Source organism: Amycolatopsis sp. NPDC004368, assembly GCF_053602515.1.
This window is the reverse complement of record NZ_JBSGDT010000001.1, coordinates 578912-595977: the sequence shown is the minus strand read 5'-3', so window position 1 is coordinate 595977 and position 17066 is coordinate 578912. Positions and strand designations below refer to the sequence as shown.

Sequence of the window (17066 nt, the reverse complement as noted above, 5' to 3'; positions counted from 1 at the left end):
GTTACACTCCTTACGGACTAAGTCGGTTCGACCAAGTGGGGGTGGGCGTTGGCTGAGGTCGCGCCCTCCGAACCGGCGAAGAAGACCCGGATCGTCTTCATCGACATCGGCCGCGGGCTCGGTGCGCTGCTGGTCTTCTACAGCCACATCGCACATCCCTGGGTGAAGGCCAAGGGCGAGCACGCGCCCTACATCGACTTCATCGAGGCGCTCACCAGCGACCCGATGCACATGTCGACACAGGGCATCGGGGAGATCGCGGTGCCGTTCTTCTTCCTGGTCAGCGGTTTCGTGGTCACCCCGATCGCGATGCGGCAGGGCAGCAGGCGGTTCGCCGTGAACCGGCTGATCCGGGTGTACGCGCCGATGGTGTTCGTGGTGCTGCTGACCGCGCTGCTGATCCTGGTGAACCTGCACCCGCCCGCGACGCCGGGACAGTCGCAGGAGCTCACGCCGCTGACCGTGCTCACCAACTCCCTGCTGGTCAACTACCTGATCAACCCGCAGGTCGTGCTGGTGCCGGTGGCCTGGACGATGATCGTCGAGGTCCTGTTCTACGTCATCCTGCTGCTGTTGCTCCCGGTGCTGCGCCGGTGGGTGTGGCTGGCCATCGCGGTCGAGGTCACGTTCATCTTCGTGGTGATGCTGAGCGGCCGGCAGCTCGGCGCCGCGTACTTCCTGTTCGCGGTGAACGTGTCCTACCTGCCGATCATGATCATCGGCCAGGTCATCTGGGCCACCACGTCGAAGAAGATCCCGCTGTGGGCCGGTGGCGTTTTCGGTGGTCTGGCGTGGGGTCTGTACGTGCTCGGCGACATCATCAACGTCGGCCGCGTGGACACCGCCTACAACCTGTCGATGGCGTTCGCCGTGGTGCTGTTCCTGCTGGGCATGATGGCGGAACCGAAGCTCAAGCAGCGGAAGTTCTGGACCGTCGTGTCCGAGCGCAGTTATTCGATCTACCTGCTGCACATGCTGGTGTCGTTCGTGCTCCTGCAGCTGCTGCGTCCGGCGGTGCCGCTGCCGATCGCGCTGCTGATCGTGATCCCGGCGGTGTTCGGCGTGGTCGAGGTGAGCTACCGGTGGGTGGAGCGGCCGAGCCACGCGCTGGCGCGCAAGCTCTCCTACCGGCGCGAGAAGCCCACGCCGATCAAGGTGACCAGCGAGATCACGATCGAGATCCCCAAGGTCGACGGGCCGCGGCACCTGGCGGGCGGGGCCACGGTGGGCGCGGTGTCCGGGTCGCTGAACGGCAGCTTGCCGCCGGCTCCGACCAGGGGTGTGCCCAAGCCGCCGCCTCCGCCGAGGAGCGCGCCGAAGCCCCCGCCGCCGACCGACGCGGAGCAGACGGTGATCACGCACCGCGCCGCGCCGCCGCGCCGGCCGCAGCCGAGGCCGGCGCTGTCGCAGGAAGCGGGATCCGACCGCGCGGCCGAGCCACGTGCCCGTCACAGCACGCCGCGGCGGCGCCCGTCACCCCCGCTTGAGCTGCAGCACCAGCCTGACCAGGAAAACCACGGCCAGCGCGGCGACCACGACGATCTCCCACGCCATGGGAGCTCCTTCCGCCGAACACATCGCTGAGTGAAGCGATGCTCTGCCGGTAAGGCGTCCGAGAGTGGGACGACGTTCACCGACACGGCGTAACTCACACCTTCGGGCTAGTTTTGTCAGCTCACTGTCGCCTTGGTGTCACAAGGCCCGATTCGTAGGCCAGAACCACGAGCTGGGCCCGGTCGCGAGCACCGATCTTCGTCATGATGCGGCTCACGTGCGTGCGGGCCGTGGCGGTGGAGATCACCAGGTGGGCGGCGATTTCGTCGTTGGACAGCCCGCCGGCGACGAGACCGAGGACCTCGCGTTCGCGATCGGTGATCTCCTTGACCGCGGCGGTGTCGATGCGCCGGTGCTCAGGGCGGCCGACGAACTCGGAGATCAGCCGGCGCGTGACGGTCGGCGCCAGCAGCGCCTCGCCGGCGGCGACCACGCGCAGCGCACGCAGCAGCTCGACCGGCTCGGTGTCCTTGAGCAGGAAGCCGCTGGCGCCGGCGCGAAGGGCTTCGTAGACGTACTCGTCGACGTCGAACGTGGTCAGGACAAGCACCTTCACGTCGGCGAGCCCCGGGTCGGCGGTGATGCGGCGGGTGGCTTCGAGGCCGTCGGTGCCGGGCATGCGCACGTCCATCACGACGATGTCCGGCCGGTGCTCCCGCGCGAGGGCCACAGCCTGCGCGCCGTCGCCGGCCTCGCCGACCACGGCGAACCCGTCTTCCGTCTCCAGCAGCACGCGGAACCCCGCGCGGACCAGCGCCTGGTCGTCGGCCAGGACCACGGTGATCGTCATGACTCCCCCTCCACGGGCAGCTCGGCCCGCACTTCGAAACCGCCGGCCGGGGCACTGACGCGGCCGGCCCGCACCGTGCCACCGAGGGCGGCCGCGCGCTCGTTCATGCCGCGCAGCCCGTGGCCGGGTGTGGGCGCGGTGGTGCCGCGGCCGTCGTCACGGACGGTGAGCGTGAGGGCGCCGGGTCGCCGTTCGAGGTGGACGTCGACGTGCCGAGCGCCGTCGGCGTGGCGGACGACGTTGGTGAGTGACTCCTGCAGGATCCGGTAGGTTGCGCCGGCCACGGGGGCGGGCACGTCGCCGGCCTCGCCGCGCAGCCGCACCTCGAGCCCCGCGGCGCGGGCGTGGTCGAGCAGCTCACCGAGCTGCGCCAGGCTGGGCGCGGGGGCCTTGTCCTCCCCCGAACGCAGGACGGCGAGCGTCGCGCGCAGGTCGTTGAGCGCCGAAGCGCTGGCGGCCTTGATGTTGAGCAGCGCCTCTTTCGCCTGTTCGGGGCGCCGATCAGCGACGTGGGCGGCGACGCCGGCCTGCACGTTGATCATCGCGAGGCTGTGGGCCACGACGTCGTGCACCTCGCGGGCGATCTGCAGCCGTTCCTGCTCGGCCAGGCGGTGGCGGTGCTCCGCCGCCTGCTCGCGCCGCGCCGCCAGGGCCGCGAACTGGTAGCGCACGGCTGTGCCGATACCGATCACCGCCGCCAGCCACACCACGAACACCCCGGCCGTCGGCGCGATGGCGAACGAGCGCGTGGTGATCACGTGGGCCGCGTACCCCGCGACCAGCACCCCCGCGCCGGTCCAGCCCGCGAGCACCGGGCCGTGGCGGCGGGTGAGCATGAACAGCGCGATGGTCGGCACCAGGATCAGCGGCCCGCCGGGCTCGCTGGAGGCGTAGAACTCGTACGCCGACGCCGCCGTGACCACGAACACCGGCAGCGGGTAGCGGTGCACGACCAGCAGCGTCAGCACGGTCGCGACGAGCCACGCGGCGCCACCGGGGCTCAGCGGGTGGGCGCCCGGCTGCCAGCGGCCCGCCGCGCTCGTGGCGCCGAGCGTGAACGCGAGCACCACGAGGGTCCGGAACACCCGTCCGAACCACGGGTTCCGCGCCCGCCACCAGTCCTGCATGGTGCAGAAAACTACCGCTCGCGGGGCGCTCGCGCGTCCGTCCGGAAGCGGCATCTCGCGGTACGTCCGGCGCGGCAGGTTCGCGCGGGTAAGTTCGCCTGACGCGCTACCGAGGAGCTGCCATGCCGGAAATGCTGACCGTGGACCTGCACCCCGTCTTCCGCAGCGACCGGGACATCGACGCGGCCGTGCGAACCGCGATTTTCCGGGCGGCCCGGGAAAAGATCAAGCTCGTCGAGATCATTTCCGGCAAGGGCTCGGGCAAGCTCAGGAAGCGCGTGCTGGCCACGCTCAACCAGCCGCACCTCAAGAAGCTCTACCGCCGCGTGGAGACCGACCCGGACAACGACGGACGAGTGCTGGTGCGGTTTTAGTCGAACAGCAGCGGCAGCTTCTCGGCGGTCCGCTCGTCGGCCGGGGTGTAGGTGGACACCACGATCTCGGAGCGCCGGCCCGAGTAGAGGTAGGTGAAGTTGAACTTCAGCAGCCCGACCTCGGGGTGTTCGTAGCGCTTGGTGCGGATCGGCTCGGGGTTCACGTCGTGGCGGGTCCACAGCTGCTCGAACAGCGGCGACTCGGCCCGCAGTCGCTTGACCAGCGCTTTCCACGACGGTTCGGCCACGTGCTCGGCCATCGCGGCGCGGAAGGCGGCGATGGTGCGCCCCACGTTCTCGTCCCAGTCGAGCATGCGGGCGCGCCAGGCCGGGTTGAGCAGGCACTGGACCAGGGTGTTGCGGTCTTCGAAGGGGATCGCGTCGACGTCGCCCATCAGCCACTGGTACGCGCGGTTGTAGCCGAGCAGGTCCCGGCGCGCGTTGCGGATGGCGACGGGGAAGGGTTCGAGCCGGGTCATCATCATGCGCATCGAGGGCGTGATGGCGTTGCACTCGTTCGCCGCCGGCGGCTCCGGCGCGCCGGCGAGGGTGAACAGGTGGGAGTGCTCGTGGGGGTCGAGCCGCAGCGTGCGGGAAATCGCGCCGAGAACCTGCTCTGACGCGTTGATGTCGCGGCCCTGCTCCAGCCACGTGTACCAGGTGACCCCGACGCCGGCGAGCTGTGCGACCTCTTCGCGGCGCAGCCCGGGCGTGCGCCGGCGGCCGCCGAGGGGCAGGCCGACCTGCTCGGGCGTGATGCGCGCACGGCGGCTGCGCAGGAACGCGCCGAGCTCGCCGCGGCGCAGGCGTTCTTCGACAGCGGTGGTCATGGTTCCAGTGGAGCACAAGCTCGAACCGGGTACCAGGTAGTCCGACTACCAGGATAAGAGCGCACCTGGTACCAGGTTGGGAGGCGTCGGAACCTGGTACTCATGACGACGACAACTTCCACGCCGGTGCACACCACCGGCGTGCCGACCAGACCGGCACTCACCTCCGCCGGCCTGGTCACCGTGCTGCTGGGGGCGGCGCTGCCGATCATCGACTTCTTCATCGTCAACGTCGCCCTCCCCACGATCAACGCCGACCTCCACGCGTCCACCGCGACGCTGGAGCTGGTGGTGGCCGCGTACGGCATCGCGTACGCCGTGCTGCTGGTCCTCGGCGGCCGGCTCGGCGACGCGTTCGGCCGCCGCCGGCTGTTCCTGGTGGGGCTCGCGCTGTTCACGTCGACGTCCCTGATCTGCGGCCTCGCCCCCGACGCGTTGACGCTCGTGCTCGCCCGCGCCGCCCAGGGCGCCGCGTCGGCGATGCTGCTTCCCCAGGTCTTGTCGATCATCCAGGCAGGTACGGAGGGCGCCCACCGCTCCCGCGCCCTCGGCTACTACGGCGCGACGGGCGGCATCGCCACCGTCGTCGGCCAGCTCCTCGGCGGCGCGCTCGTCGCCGCGGACCTCTGGGGCACGACCTGGCGGCCGATCTTCCTCGTCAACGTGCCGATCGGGCTGGTCGGCCTCCTCATCGCCCGCCGCACGGTACCCGACAGCCGCGCCACCAACCCCCTCGGCGTCGACCGCTGGGGCACGGTGCTGCTGGCCGCTTCGCTGCTGACGCTGCTCGTGCCGCTCATGGAGGGCTCCGCGCTGGGCTGGCCGTGGTGGACGATCGTGCTGCTGGTGCTCTTCCCCTTCGCGGTGTTCGCTTTCGCCCGCGTCGAGTCCCGCCTGGAATCCCGCGGCGGCATGCCCCTGCTCCCCCCGGCGCTGGTCCGGACGGCCAACGTGCGCCACGGCCTCGTCGTCGCCGTGCCCTTCTTCTGCGGCTTCGGGTCCTTCATGTTCGTCTACGCCGTGACGCTGCAGGAGGGCCTGCACCTCGGCCCGCTCGCGTCGGGGCTGGTGCTCACGCCGATGGCCGTGGCGTACTTCCTGACGTCGCTCGTGAGCAGCCGGCTCGTGACCCGCTTGGGCCGGCAGGTGGTGCCGCTGGGCGGGGTGATCCTGGCGCTGGGCCTGGTGGTGCTTGCGGTATCGGCGTGGCTGGCTTGGCCGTCGCTGTCGCTGTGGCAACTGGCGCCCGCAATGGTGCTCATCGGCGTGGGCAACGGCATGGCGATGACGACCCTGTTCCGGGTCGTGTTGTCGCGGGTGCCCCATGACCTGGCCGGTATCGGTGGCGGGGTGATGACCACTACGCAGCAGACGTCGTTGGCGCTGGGCGTGGCCGTGTTCGGGAGTCTGTTCGCCGGGTTGAGCACGGGTTCGGTGGGGTACGAGGGGGCCTTTGTGGTGGTCATGGGGTTGCTGGCGGTGGTGGCTCTGGTGGTGGTCGGGTTGTCCCGGAAGCTGCCTGATCCTCGGTAGAGCTGCTCAGCTCGACAGCGACGACCACCCTCCACCGCGAGCGAGCAGCGTCCGAACCGCCTCCGCGTGCTCCGCGAAGCCCGCCAGGTCCCCGTGCAGCAAAGCGGCACGCTCGGCATCCAAGGGGGCGGTGTCGTCGCGCCAGAGGTCGAGGGTCCAGTTGGCCGCGAGGAACATGGAGCGGACCAGGCCGATGATGCCGGCGGAGTCGGGGCCGCCGCTGCGGCGGTAGGACTCCAGGATGTCGTTGCAGGTCCCGAAGAGGTGGGTGAGGCCGGCGACGGCCTCGGCGGGGGTGCCGTCCCAGTCGGGGCCCGGCCAGGTGCACGAGCCGAGCTCGAGCCACAGCCGCCAGCCGGCGGTCAGTTCGGCTTCGTTGCACGGAGTCCAGTGCCCGGACATGGTTCGAGTGTGCGCCCCGGCGGCGTGGGAACCGCCGGGGTCATGGGGTTTCTCACTCGTGTGGTTGTTCCCAGAGCCAGAACTCGATGCCCTGGTCGTCGACGCAGTCGGCGGTGATGCCGTACGGGTGGTGCTCGACCTCGCCCGCCGTGCCGCCGCGTTCGCCGACGCGGGTGCGGGCCGCCTCGATGTCGTCGACCGCGTACATCAGCTTCCAGCCGACCTGCCGGCCCGGGCCGCCCCACAGGCCGCCCTGCAGGCCGGGGCCTTCGAAGCCCCAGGCGTCCGGAACCGAACCCGGCGAGAACTGCCAACCGAGGACGCCGCCGTAGAAGGCCTTCGCCGCTTCGCCGTCGGGAACCTGGAAGGTGAAGTACATGGCTTCGCCGTGGCGGGTGGGGTTCGTGGCGTACTTCCCGCTCCGCCCGGGGTGCCCGGCCTGCGCGATGAGCCAGCGCTGGCCGTACGGGTCCTTGATCGTGCCGCTGAGCCCGTAGCCGCGGTCCTCGACCGGGCGCAGCAGCTCCGCACCCAGCTCCACGGCGCGGCGAGCCGACTCGCGGGCGTCGGCCACCTCCACGCGGATCAACGCCCCGCCCTCCGGCGCGACGACGTTGCCCAGCTCGGGGAACTCCTCCGCGAGCATCAGCACGCTGTCGCCGATGGCCAGCTCGGCGTGCCCGACGCGGCCGTCGTCCATGAGGATCGGGTCGGACCGGCGGCGCGCGCCGAAGACCTCGACGTAGAAGTCCAGCGCGGCCCGCGCGTCGGTGACGACGAGGTAGGGCGCGAGGGCGCGCACGGCCGGTTCGGTGGTCGGTTCGGTGGTGGTCATCTCGGCTCCGTTCAGGATGAGGCGCCGCAGGTTGTCCCGCAGCTCGTCGGCGAACGCCGGATCCGGGTCGACCGGCGTCGGGGGCAGTGCGAGCGCGTCGAACGGCTCAGTCATCGCAGCCCCCTTTCTCCTCGTAGCGGTGGCGGAACGCGGCCTTGGCGCGGGTCAGCAAAGCCTCCGTCGCGTTGACCGTGCGGCCCAGGCAAGCGGCGACGTCGGCGACCGGCAGGCCGTCGACGTACCGCAGCGTGAGCACGGCCTGGTGGTGCGCGCCGAGCGACGCGAGCACCTGGCGGGCGCGCAGGGCGTCGAGCTCGGTGTCCCAGGGATCGTGGGTCTCGGGCTCGTGCACCAGCCGCAGCCCGCGCTCCTCCCGGGCCTTGCGGCGCCAGTGGTCGGCCAGCTTGTGCCGCGCCACCCCGATCAGCCACGCCGTGCTCACCGGCGGCGCCCCCGGGTTGCGGCACGCGGCCACGGCGCCCAGGAACGTCTCGGACGTCAGCTCCTCGGCCAGCACCCGGTCGCCGCAGCGCGCGAGCAGGTACCCGTAGACCTCCGGCAGCGCGGACTCGTACAGCCCGAGCAGCGCGAAAGCCGGGTCCGGTCTCACCCGCGGTTCCGTCACACCCACATCGTCGTCCGGCGGGCGCGTTTTCCGTCGGGTGAATTTCGGTGGATCGGAATTTCGCTGGTCCGGGCAGGTGTCGGACCGTGAGACTGCGGCCCATGACCGGGCGGATTCGGGCGACGGGGTTGAGCCTGACGTCGCGGGCGCTGTTCGCGGGCTCCGGGCCTGGCAGGCCTGCGCGCGCTGCGCGGGCGGCCCGTCGCGGCGGCGAGTGCGCTGGCGTTGGTGGAACCGCTGGTCGCCGCCGGGGCCGGCGTGGGTGTGGCTCGGCGAGACGCTCGGGGCGGTGCTGTTGGTGGGTGCGACAGTGGTGCTCGATGGGGCGGTTTTGGTGCAGGTGGCCGGATCCCGCACGGCGGGAGTGCGGGACCCGGCGACGGTCTACCAGCTCACCGGACGTCGGCGGTCCGGTTCGTAAGGCTGCGTGATCACTTCGAGCCCGTTGCCACCCGGGTCGAGGAAGTACACGCCGCGCCCACCGTGGTTGTGGTTGACGGCGCCGGCTTCCCGGCAAGCCGGGTCGGCGAAGTACGGCACGCCGGATTCCTGCAGCCGCGAGAAAAAGGCGTCGAACGAAGACTCCGGAATCAGAAAACAATAGTGCTGCAACCGGAGATCCTCGGCCGGCACGGTGGCGAAGTCGAGCCGGACGCCGTTGCCGGTTTCGACCGGGATGAAGGGGCCCCATTCCTCGCCCACCGGTACGTCCAGCAGGTGGGCGAGGAATTCGGCGGACTCCCGGTTGTTCCGGGACGGGACGATCAAGTGGTTCAGTTCAAGGGAAACAGACACGGACAATGCCTCCAACAAGGCATCCCGGCACCTCCATGCCTCATCCAGCCGGTGACCGACACGCGATGCCGCGCCCGTGATCCTAAACGACGAACTAGGAAACCGTCACGCGCTTTCGGCCGGCCGCGCGCGGGCGGCCCACGCCCTGCCACGACAGGCCCGCGTCGATGACCGTGCGGGGGTCGAGGAGGTTGCGGGTGTCGACGACGTCGTCGCCTTCCATGGCGTCGGCCATGATGGTCCAGTCGAGGTGTTTGAACTCGGCCCATTCCGTGAGGACGACGATGACGTCGGCGTCCTTCGCGACCTGGTACGGGTCGTCGACGACGGTCATGCCGTCGATGACGCCGTCGACGGCCGGGTCGTACGCGGTGATTTCCGCGCCCAGGGCGCCGAGCACCGACGACACGGCGAGCGCGGGTGAGTCGCGCAGGTCGTTCGTGCCGGCCTTGAACGCCAGGCCCAGCACGCCGATCCGCGCGCCGGCCAGGGTGCCGCCGCAGGCGCCGGCGATCTTGGCGACGATGCGGTCGCGCTGGGCGATGTTCTCGTCGATCGCCGAGGTGAGCATGCGGAAGTCGTAGTTCACCGACTCGGCGACCTTGACCAGCGCGGAGGTGTCCTTGGGCAGGCACGAGCCGCCCCAGCCCGGGCCGGGCTTGAGGAACGTGCGGCCGATGCGGCGGTCGTAGCCCATTCCTTCGGTCACCAGGTCGATGTCGGCGCCGAGGCGCTCGCACAGCTCGGCGATCGAGTTCACATAGGACAGTTTGAGCGCGAGGAAGCAGTTGGCCGCGTACTTCACGAGCTCCGCGCTCGCCGCATCGGCCACCACGACCGGGGCGCCGAGGTCTGCGTAGAGGTCGCCGACCCAGTTCGCCGCGCCGGGGGTGTCGGAACCGACGACGATGCGGTCGGGGTTCAGGAAATCGGAAACCGCCGTGCCTTCACGCAGGAATTCCGGATTGGACACGATCGGCACGTCTTCACGGCCGAGCATCGCGCGGATGCGCTTGGACGTGCCCACGGGCACGGTCGACTTCGTGATCAACGCGCAGCCGGCGGGCAGCACGTCGCCGATCTCGGCGGTCACCGCCTCCACCGCGCGCAGGTCCGCGGACCCACCCGCGCCCATCGGCGTCGGCACGCACAGGAACACCCCGTCCGCGTGACGCACGGCTTCGCGCGCGCCGACGACGAACGACAGGCGCCCGCTCGCGATGCCACCGGTGACCAGTTCGGCCAGCCCCGGTTCGAGAATGTCCACTCTGCCGGCGGTGAGGCGAGAGACCTTCGCCTCGTCCACGTCCACGCAGGTGACGCGATGCCCCAGGCTCGCGAGACATGCCCCCGTGGTCAATCCGACGTACCCCGTCCCCACCACCACGATCCGAGCTGCGCTCATGATGCCGAAGGTGACATTCGGAGTTGAAGCGGGCGCTAACGGAAAACGGCGGGGCCGAATACTCCACGCGAGAAGTGAAGAACACGCCCCGCGTGAGCCAGCACACCCGGCGGCCAAGCGAACGAACGTTAACCTGTCGGGAAGGTGCAGGGCCGCACCACGAGCAGCAGAAAGGCTGAAGATGCAGATCACCGACACCGCAGCGCTCGTCACGGGTGGTGCTTCCGGCCTCGGCGGCGCCACCGCCAAGGCGCTGGCCGCCGGAGGCGCGCGCGTCTTCGCGCTCGACCTCGCCGCGTCGATCGAGAAGGCGGAGCAGGTCGACGGCGTCACCTACGTCGAGGCCGACGTGACCGACCCCGACCAGGTCCAGACCGCCGTGGACACCGCGGCCGGCTCCGGGGTGCCGCTGCGCACGGTGGTGAACTGCGCCGGCATCGGCCCGTCGGCCCGCATCCTGTCGAAGAAGGGCCGCCACGACCTCGCGCTCTACGCCAAGGTCATCCAGATCAACCTCATCGGCACCTTCAACGTGCTCACCATCGCGGCCGAGGCGATCGCCAAGACGGAGCCGCTGGCCGACGACGCGCGCGGCGTCATCATCAACACCGCGTCGGTCGCCGCCTACGACGGCCAGATCGGGCAGGTGGCCTACTCGTCGTCGAAGGGTGGCGTCGTCGGCCTCACGCTGCCGGCCGCGCGCGACCTGGCGTCGCAGGGCATCCGCGTGCTGACGATCGCGCCCGGCATCGTCGACACCCCGATGCTCGCCACCGTGAGCGACGAGTTCCGCGCGGGCCTCGCCGCCGGCGTGCCGTTCCCGAAGCGCCTCGCGCGCCCGGACGAGTACGCCCAGCTCGCCCTCTCGCTCATCGACCACGACTACCTCAACGGCGAGGTCGTCCGCATGGACGGCGCGCTGCGCATGGCCCCGCGCTGACGCTGCCGCGGTCTGGACCATTCCGGGTGGTCCAGACCGCATGGCGTCACTTCGTCAAGCGCGCTTCCAGCCCGATCCCGTCGGTGGTGAGACGGCACGACCCGAAGCAGCTTTCCCGCGCCAGCACCTCGAACTGCTCGGGCGTGTACGCGCGCTTGCGCAGCTGCCCGAGCGTCCACTTCGTGGTGAACGCCCCCACCGGCCCGAGGTCCATGCCGCGCACCTCGGCCGCGATGTCCTCGGCCGTGGCCGTCTTGCGCAGGTCCTGCACCAGCGCCACCCCGCCCGGGCGCAGCACGCGCCACATCTCGTCGAGCGCGTCGACCGGGTCGGCGAAGTTCTTGAACGCCGCCTGCGTGATCAGGAAATCGAACGACCCGTCCGCGAACGGCATCTTCGCGACGTCACCGTGCACGAACTCCGCCTCGACGCCCTGCTCCCGCGCGTAGTCGGTCGCCAGCTGCACGAACGTGCGGCTCACGTCGAGCCCGGTGACGTTGAGGCCGAGCCGCGCGAGCTCGACCGCGTGGAAGCCCGGCCCGGGCGCCACTTCCAGCACATCGGCGCCCTCGAGCAGCTGCTCGGCGAGCGCGGCGGCCGACGTCCGGCACACCGCCAGCTGCGGCGCCGTGCCGCGGCCCCGCGCGTACGCCCGCGCGACGGGGCCTTCCATTTCCGGCACGAGCTTGGTGCGGTGCCGTTTGACCTGGGTGTTCGCCATGGTGACGCTCCTGTTCGGTGGTTGGCCGAACCGGCCTCCGGCGAACGGGGGCCGTATCCTGTGATCGCTGCCTGAGGATCGGGCCCGCTGCTCGCGGAGTCGGTTCGAGGGTTTCCCGGTCCCGGTGGCGGTGTGCCAGCACTGCCGCCGGGACTGTTTGTTCACTCCTGCCCGCCTTCGGTGAAAGCGGTCAAGTCTGCCGGCAGCTCGCCGGTTTCGCGGTAGTGCCGCCACTCGGTGACACCCGGCAGCGCGCCGGTCGTCAGGTCGTCGCGCAGGCCGCGCACCCACTCGGCTTCGGCACGCATGAGCACCACCTCGTACTCGCCCTCGACGAGGAACATCCGCGGCACGCCGGCATCGGCCAGCGCCGCCGTCCGCTCGCCGACGCGCTTCTCCAGCGCGGCGAGCCGTTTCGTCAGCAGCTCGGCCACCTCGTCCGGCCCGAGTGACGCCATGATCGACAACCCGGCCTGGAACTTCGTCGGCTCGAGGTCCGGCTCGCCGAGCAGTTCGCCCACCCAGTCCTCCAGCTCCGCGCGGCCGGCGTCGGTGAGGCGGTAGATCGTGCGCTCGGGCCGCCCGCCGTCACGCACGCTCTCGACGGTCGCGACGAAGCCGTGCTTCTCGAGGTTCCCGACGACGGTGTAGAGCGAGCCCCACTTGATCTTCATGTCGGCGTCCTTGCCGCGTTCGCGCAGCACGGTGGCCATTTCGTAAGGGTGCATCGGCCGCTCGAGCAGCGCTGAGAGCACCGCAAGTCCCAGCATGTTGCCGACTTTGCGCCGCTTCATGCTGCCTCCTCGTTCACGAGTATTCGTCTACGAGTATAGGCAGGGTTGAACGGGTGATCGCCAGAGGTCAGTGGTGGATCGGGATGGCTGGGCAGCCACAGCTGCCGCAGCCACTCGGGCCTTTGCGTCGAAGGGTGGACGAGGTCAGCCGGCGGACCGCCACGTCCAGTTCGGCCGCTCGTAAGCCAGCTGGAAGCCCAGGTCGAGCAAGTTGTGCTGCGAGGTGTTGTGTTCACCCTCGCCCGGGGCGTCGGTTTCGGAGACGACCCAGCGGCAGCCCAGCTGGGCGGCGAGACGGGCGCGGGCGGCGATGAGTTCCGATTGGCCGCCGCGGCTGCGGGCGTGTTCGGCGACGGCTCCGCTGAACAGCTGGGCGATCTCGCCTTGCCGGTAGAGCAACGCGGTGCCCACCAGCTCGTCGCCGAGCCAGGCGGCGTACGGGTGGCAGTTCGGATCGGCGGCCGAGGCCTCGAACATCTCCCCGAAGCCCTCTCGGGGCATGCCGAAGATGTCCATCATCAGCGCCGCCCACCGCTGCGTGTCGCCGGGTTCGAGCGGGGCCACGCGGATGCCGTCCGGTTGTTCGCGCGCGGGATCGTCGGCTCTGGCCACGACGTCGGCCACCGGCGCCACGTGCTTGGCGATCGCCGACGAGGTCTTGAGACCTTCGCGCGCGCAGATGTCGGCCCAGTCGGCCGGCAGCACCGAGGGTGCGAGCTGGAAGCTGGCCTGGCGAACGCCCGCCGCACGGAAGAAGGTGCAGATCTCGGTGATCAGGCCGGCAGTGACCGGCTCGGTGCGACCGAACCCGACAGCCCTGCTCCAGTAGTCGGTCGGGTCGTGACGCATACCCAGCACGACCGCGCCGCCGAGGCGGGTTGACGTGATGCCGAGCAACTCGCGCACGCCGGCAGGGGCACCGCCCACAAGGTGGAACAGCGCCTCCGCTTCGGACGTCTCGAACGCCGGCTGCGGCAAGATGTCGATCACGAAGGCAACGTAACCGGCGATCAGAGGTCGAGCACGTAGGGAACCTCGACCTGTGCCCGATCGGACATCCATTCGCGCAACGCCTGGGTAGCCAGCACGTCGTCCTCGTTGTACTGCAGGAGCCGCTCGCGCTGGGTGTCGTCGGGGGTTTCGCCGTCCATGCCCACGGCGTCGCGGTACCAGCGCATCGACGCTTCCCCGCCGGCCTCGGCGTCGCGCCAGCGGAAGCCCGCGACGGGTGCGATCACCTTGAGGCCCTTGCCGCGTGAGCACAGGAACTGGTCGGTGACGCTGCGGAACAGGTCCACCCACTCGTCCGAGTCCACAAAGGACTGGACTTCTTTCCTCGACGGGATTCCCGGGTGGTCGCCGAAGCGCTCGACCGAGCCGAACAGCCAGCGGTTCTCAGCCAGCGCGTTGTAGCAGTAAGCCCGGAACGTGAGCCCTGCCGCCAGCGTCCGCGCACGCACGTCGGTGAACCACGCCCAGAACTCCGCGAACGAGCGCGCCTCGTCGGTCGTCGGCAGCGGCTCCCACGTGGCGAACGCGCGGTACCCCTGCGCCACGCCGATGTCGGCGCCCGACAGGAGCGTGCCCCACAGGTACGCGCCCGAATCGCCGAAGCTCTCCATGTCGACGTCGACCTCGACGTCGCCGCGCGGCACCTCGACCAGCGGCGTGCGGCGCACCACGGTGAGGTCGGCCAGCCACGCGCGCGCGAGCATGATCGCGTCGGCGAACGTGCCGCCCGTCCAGTTCATCGGCGGTGCCTCGGCAGCCGGGTCGAGCGCGGCCAGCCTGTCCACAGTGGACACGCCCGCCTTGCGCAGCTCGCCCGCGTCCTCACCGCGCACCACGAGGCTCACATCGCGCGTCTGGGTGAGCAGCACCTCGCAGGTGGGCCAGAACGGGCACCGCCGGCACTCCAGCACCCGCGACGGCATGGCCAGCGGCTCCCCGCCCGTGGCGGCCGCGGTGGCCACGGCGAGGCGGTCGGCGAAGCGCACGTCGTACTCCGCCAGCGCGCTGCGCCCGCCCGGCCAGGTGCCGGCCGTGAGGTCGTGCCACACCACGACATCGGCGTCGAGCCCGATGACCCCGCCGACGGCCCGGCCGGTCTCGGCCAGCCCGTACGTCTGCAGCATCCGTCGCAGGTGCGCGAGCCGCAGCTGGTCGCGCGGCTGCGAGCGGACCTTTCGCGTCTCGTCCGGCGAGCGGTGCGCGGGGTCGAGGTCGGTGAGCTCGGTCGTCGACGCGCCCTGGCCGCGGTCGGTGATGCGGTGGCGCGCGACGAGCACCGGCACGTACCCGGTCGCCGTGCGCACCAGCAGGTCGACGCCGCCGCGCCGGTGGCTGATCGGATCGGCCTTCAGCAGCGGGCCCCAGATGAACCGCGCGCCCGCCGCGAACGCCTCCTCCGTGAGCCGCACGCGGTCGGCGGCGGGCAGGTCACGCGGCACACGCACCCACTCCGACGAAACGGAACCGCCGGAAGCAGCCATCAGCCGCTGCAGGATCGCCTCGCGGTGCGCCGTCGCGTCGGCGATCCGCTGCTGCGCCGTGGGATCCGGCGGCGGCAGCGGAACCTCGCGCATCGCCGGGTCGTGTTCCAGATGCACCCGGCGACGGCAGCGACTGACCGCTCCGGCGTCGAGCAGCACCTCGTTACCCATGACGATCACCTTATCCGCCCACCCCGACAGAACCGCCCCGCCGCGGCGCGAGCCGACATGCCCGGCCCCAGGAGGACCAGTAAGTTCGACCCCGACGAGTAGCAGGAGGTGGGCCATGGCGCGCAAGGCCAAAGAAGACGCGGGTGAAGCTCGGATCACCCCGAAGAAGGCGAAGAACGCGATCGCGGTGGCCAAGGTCCTCGGCCCGGCCGTGATCCCGGTGGTCGCGCCGTACGCGGTGCGCGCGGCGGGCGCCGCCCGTGAGATGTACGACCGCTACCAGGCACGCAAGCTCGGTGTCGCCGTGGACCAGCTCGGCGAGTTCTCCGGCCGCGGCGCCGCGCTGCACGCGCGGATCGCCGGGCTCGTGCAGGGCCTGACCGAGCTGCGGAAGTCGAGCAAGGCCACCGAGGCCGACGCGAAGTTCGCGACCGACGCCCAGGGCACTCTCGAACAGCTCTCGGCCACCGTCCGCGCGGCCGAGCGCATGCCCGCCGCCCGGCGCAAGGCCGCGCACCGGGCGGTCGCGAGCGAGCTCGACGCGCTGGAGGAGCAGCTGCTGCACCGGCTCGGCGTCTGAAAACAACCGAACGCGAACCGGGCCGCTCACCCGAAGTGGTGAACGGCCCGGTCGGTCCGAAGCAGGTCAGGAAGCCTGCCGCCCGGTGCTGCCCGAGTCCGGCAGCGGGATCCACTTGTGCGACCAGGTGATCACGGCGTCGAGCACCGGTTCGAGGTCCCGGCTCTTCTCCGTGAGGTGGTACTCCACCTGAAGCGGTGTGGTGGTGAGGACCCGCTTCTCCAGGAGGCCCTCCGCTTCGAGCTGCCGCAACCGCTGCGCCAGCATGGTGTCGCTGACGCCGGGCACCGCGGCCCTGATCAGCGCGTACCGGTGGTGGCCGGTGAAGACCGCACGCACGATCGCACCCGTCCAGCGCGTGCCGATCAGCTCCATCGCCGTGTGGAAACGCGTGCACACGCGGTGGACTTCCTCCTCGTGCCGGTCCACGGCCCCTCCCTCAGTTGCCCGCCCGCAGCGGTGCCAGCGAGCCGGTGACCCGCACCAGCTCGTCGAGCATGACCTTCGCGGCGTTCTCGACGATCTCGTTGGGCACGAACTCGCCGGACTCGTTGATGAACTGGTTGACGAACGGCACGGACACGGCGTCGAACACCGGGGTCATGCGCAGCGTCGTCACGACCTGCTTGATCATCTGCGCGGCTCGGGTGCCCGCCGCGACGCCGCCGTAGCTGACCAGGCCGACGGCCTTGTACTTCCACTCGGTGTGAAGGTAGTCCAGCGCGTTCTTCAGCTCGGCGTTGTAGCCGTAGTTGTACTCGGGCATCACGAAGACGAACGCGTCCGCTTCGGACACCTTCGCGCTCCAGTCCTTGGTGTGCTGGTGCTCGTACTGGCCGAGGCGCGGGTGCTTCGGCTCGTTGAAGAACGGCAGGTTCACCTCGGCGAGGTCCACGACCTCGACGTCGAACCCGCCGTGCTCGACGGCGGCGGCTTCCATCCACTTCGCGATCGACGGGCCCACGCGGCCGGGTCGGGTGCTCGCGATGATGATCTCAAGCTTCGGCAACGCCTCCGCCTCCTTCCGACCCGAAGCGGGCCACTCGACTAAGGAATCCTGAGTAACTTAGCATTCCTTAGTGAGTGACTATTCCGCGG

At 70.5% G+C, this 17066-nt stretch carries 19 protein-coding genes; 5 read left to right on the top strand and 14 right to left on the bottom strand.

Annotated features, from left to right (window positions below):
• Positions 1–48: 48 nt before the first annotated feature.
• Positions 49–1584 (top strand): acyltransferase family protein, encoded by a 1536-nt coding sequence (locus ACWEOE_RS02755; protein ID WP_452002924.1) that lies wholly within the window; start codon positions 49–51, stop codon positions 1582–1584.
• Positions 1585–1675: 91 nt separating this feature from the next.
• Here the strand turns inward: ACWEOE_RS02755 and ACWEOE_RS02750 are convergent, their stop codons facing one another.
• Together ACWEOE_RS02750 and ACWEOE_RS02745 are read right to left on the bottom strand one after the other, a co-directional pair.
• Positions 1676–2344 (bottom strand): response regulator, encoded by a 669-nt coding sequence (locus ACWEOE_RS02750; protein WP_452002923.1) that lies wholly within the window; start codon positions 2342–2344, stop codon positions 1676–1678.
• The gene (locus ACWEOE_RS02745) at positions 2341–3471 is read right to left on the bottom strand and encodes a sensor histidine kinase (protein ID WP_452002921.1); all 1131 of its coding nucleotides are present in this window, start codon (positions 3469–3471) and stop codon (positions 2341–2343) included. The genes ACWEOE_RS02750 and ACWEOE_RS02745 overlap by 4 nt, the downstream gene beginning before the upstream one ends.
• 122 nt (positions 3472–3593) lie before the next feature.
• Here ACWEOE_RS02745 and ACWEOE_RS02740 point away from each other — a divergent pair, with 122 nt between their 5' ends.
• Positions 3594–3845, top strand: a complete 252-nt coding sequence (locus tag ACWEOE_RS02740) for a Smr/MutS family protein (protein WP_452002919.1) — start codon at positions 3594–3596, stop codon at positions 3843–3845.
• Here ACWEOE_RS02740 and ACWEOE_RS02735 read toward each other — a convergent pair.
• A complete protein-coding gene (locus ACWEOE_RS02735) occupies positions 3842–4675 on the bottom strand; it encodes a helix-turn-helix transcriptional regulator (RefSeq protein WP_452002916.1) in 834 nt (277 codons plus the stop codon). The two genes, ACWEOE_RS02740 and ACWEOE_RS02735, sit on opposite strands and share 4 nt — an antisense overlap.
• Before the next feature lie 102 nt (positions 4676–4777).
• Here ACWEOE_RS02735 and ACWEOE_RS02730 point away from each other — a divergent pair, with 102 nt between their 5' ends.
• Positions 4778–6208, top strand: coding sequence for an MFS transporter (locus ACWEOE_RS02730; RefSeq protein ID WP_452002914.1), 1431 nt, complete (start codon positions 4778–4780; stop codon positions 6206–6208).
• A gap of 6 nt (positions 6209–6214) precedes the next feature.
• Here ACWEOE_RS02730 and ACWEOE_RS02725 read toward each other — a convergent pair whose 3' ends face one another.
• From ACWEOE_RS02725 to ACWEOE_RS02705, 5 genes are all read right to left on the bottom strand, one after another.
• Complete coding sequence (locus tag ACWEOE_RS02725; protein ID WP_452002912.1) at positions 6215–6610, bottom strand: hypothetical protein; 396 nt, start codon at positions 6608–6610, stop codon at positions 6215–6217.
• 52 nt (positions 6611–6662) lie between these two features.
• Positions 6663–7559, bottom strand: a complete 897-nt coding sequence (locus ACWEOE_RS02720) for a VOC family protein (protein WP_452002910.1) — start codon at positions 7557–7559, stop codon at positions 6663–6665.
• Positions 7552–8070 carry an RNA polymerase sigma factor gene (locus tag ACWEOE_RS02715; RefSeq protein ID WP_452002907.1) on the bottom strand — a complete coding sequence of 173 codons (519 nt, stop codon included), beginning with the start codon at positions 8068–8070 and terminating at the stop codon, positions 7552–7554. Before ACWEOE_RS02715 ends, ACWEOE_RS02720 begins: the two co-directional genes overlap by 8 nt.
• Positions 8071–8454: 384 nt before the next feature.
• The gene (locus ACWEOE_RS02710; protein WP_452002904.1) at positions 8455–8838 is read right to left on the bottom strand and encodes a VOC family protein; all 384 of its coding nucleotides are present in this window, start codon (positions 8836–8838) and stop codon (positions 8455–8457) included.
• A 121-nt stretch (positions 8839–8959) separates the two neighbouring features.
• Positions 8960–10270: a UDP-glucose dehydrogenase family protein gene (locus tag ACWEOE_RS02705; RefSeq protein ID WP_452002903.1), complete on the bottom strand. Its 1311-nt coding sequence runs from the start codon at positions 10268–10270 to the stop codon at positions 8960–8962.
• Between the two features lie 181 nt (positions 10271–10451).
• Between ACWEOE_RS02705 and ACWEOE_RS02700 the strand changes: the two genes are divergently transcribed.
• The gene (locus tag ACWEOE_RS02700) at positions 10452–11210 is read left to right on the top strand and encodes an SDR family NAD(P)-dependent oxidoreductase (RefSeq protein WP_452002900.1); all 759 of its coding nucleotides are present in this window, start codon (positions 10452–10454) and stop codon (positions 11208–11210) included.
• A gap of 46 nt (positions 11211–11256) precedes the next feature.
• On the opposite strand, the gene ACWEOE_RS02695 is transcribed toward ACWEOE_RS02700, so the two are convergent.
• The 4 genes from ACWEOE_RS02695 to ACWEOE_RS02680 form a co-directional block, all read right to left on the bottom strand.
• A complete protein-coding gene (locus ACWEOE_RS02695; RefSeq protein WP_452002897.1) occupies positions 11257–11931 on the bottom strand; it encodes a class I SAM-dependent methyltransferase in 675 nt (224 codons plus the stop codon).
• A gap of 161 nt (positions 11932–12092) precedes the next feature.
• Positions 12093–12725: a helix-turn-helix transcriptional regulator gene (locus ACWEOE_RS02690; protein WP_452002895.1), complete on the bottom strand. Its 633-nt coding sequence runs from the start codon at positions 12723–12725 to the stop codon at positions 12093–12095.
• A gap of 144 nt (positions 12726–12869) precedes the next feature.
• Positions 12870–13715, bottom strand: coding sequence for a GNAT family N-acetyltransferase (locus ACWEOE_RS02685; protein ID WP_452002893.1), 846 nt, complete (start codon positions 13713–13715; stop codon positions 12870–12872).
• Between the two features lie 20 nt (positions 13716–13735).
• Positions 13736–15388, bottom strand: a complete 1653-nt coding sequence (locus ACWEOE_RS02680) for a TM0106 family RecB-like putative nuclease (RefSeq protein ID WP_452002891.1) — start codon at positions 15386–15388, stop codon at positions 13736–13738.
• Positions 15389–15503: 115 nt separating this feature from the next.
• Between ACWEOE_RS02680 and ACWEOE_RS02675 the strand changes: the two genes are divergently transcribed.
• Positions 15504–15968 carry a DUF6474 family protein gene (locus ACWEOE_RS02675; RefSeq protein ID WP_452002888.1) on the top strand — a complete coding sequence of 155 codons (465 nt, stop codon included), beginning with the start codon at positions 15504–15506 and terminating at the stop codon, positions 15966–15968.
• Positions 15969–16034: 66 nt separating this feature from the next.
• Here the strand turns inward: ACWEOE_RS02675 and ACWEOE_RS02670 are convergent, their stop codons facing one another.
• On the bottom strand, positions 16035–16397 hold the full coding sequence (locus ACWEOE_RS02670) for a winged helix-turn-helix transcriptional regulator (RefSeq protein ID WP_452002886.1): 363 nt from the start codon (positions 16395–16397) through the stop codon (positions 16035–16037).
• 10 nt (positions 16398–16407) lie between these two features.
• Positions 16408–16977 (bottom strand): NADPH-dependent FMN reductase, encoded by a 570-nt coding sequence (locus ACWEOE_RS02665; RefSeq protein WP_452002884.1) that lies wholly within the window; start codon positions 16975–16977, stop codon positions 16408–16410.
• Between the last annotated feature and the right edge of the window lie 89 nt (positions 16978–17066).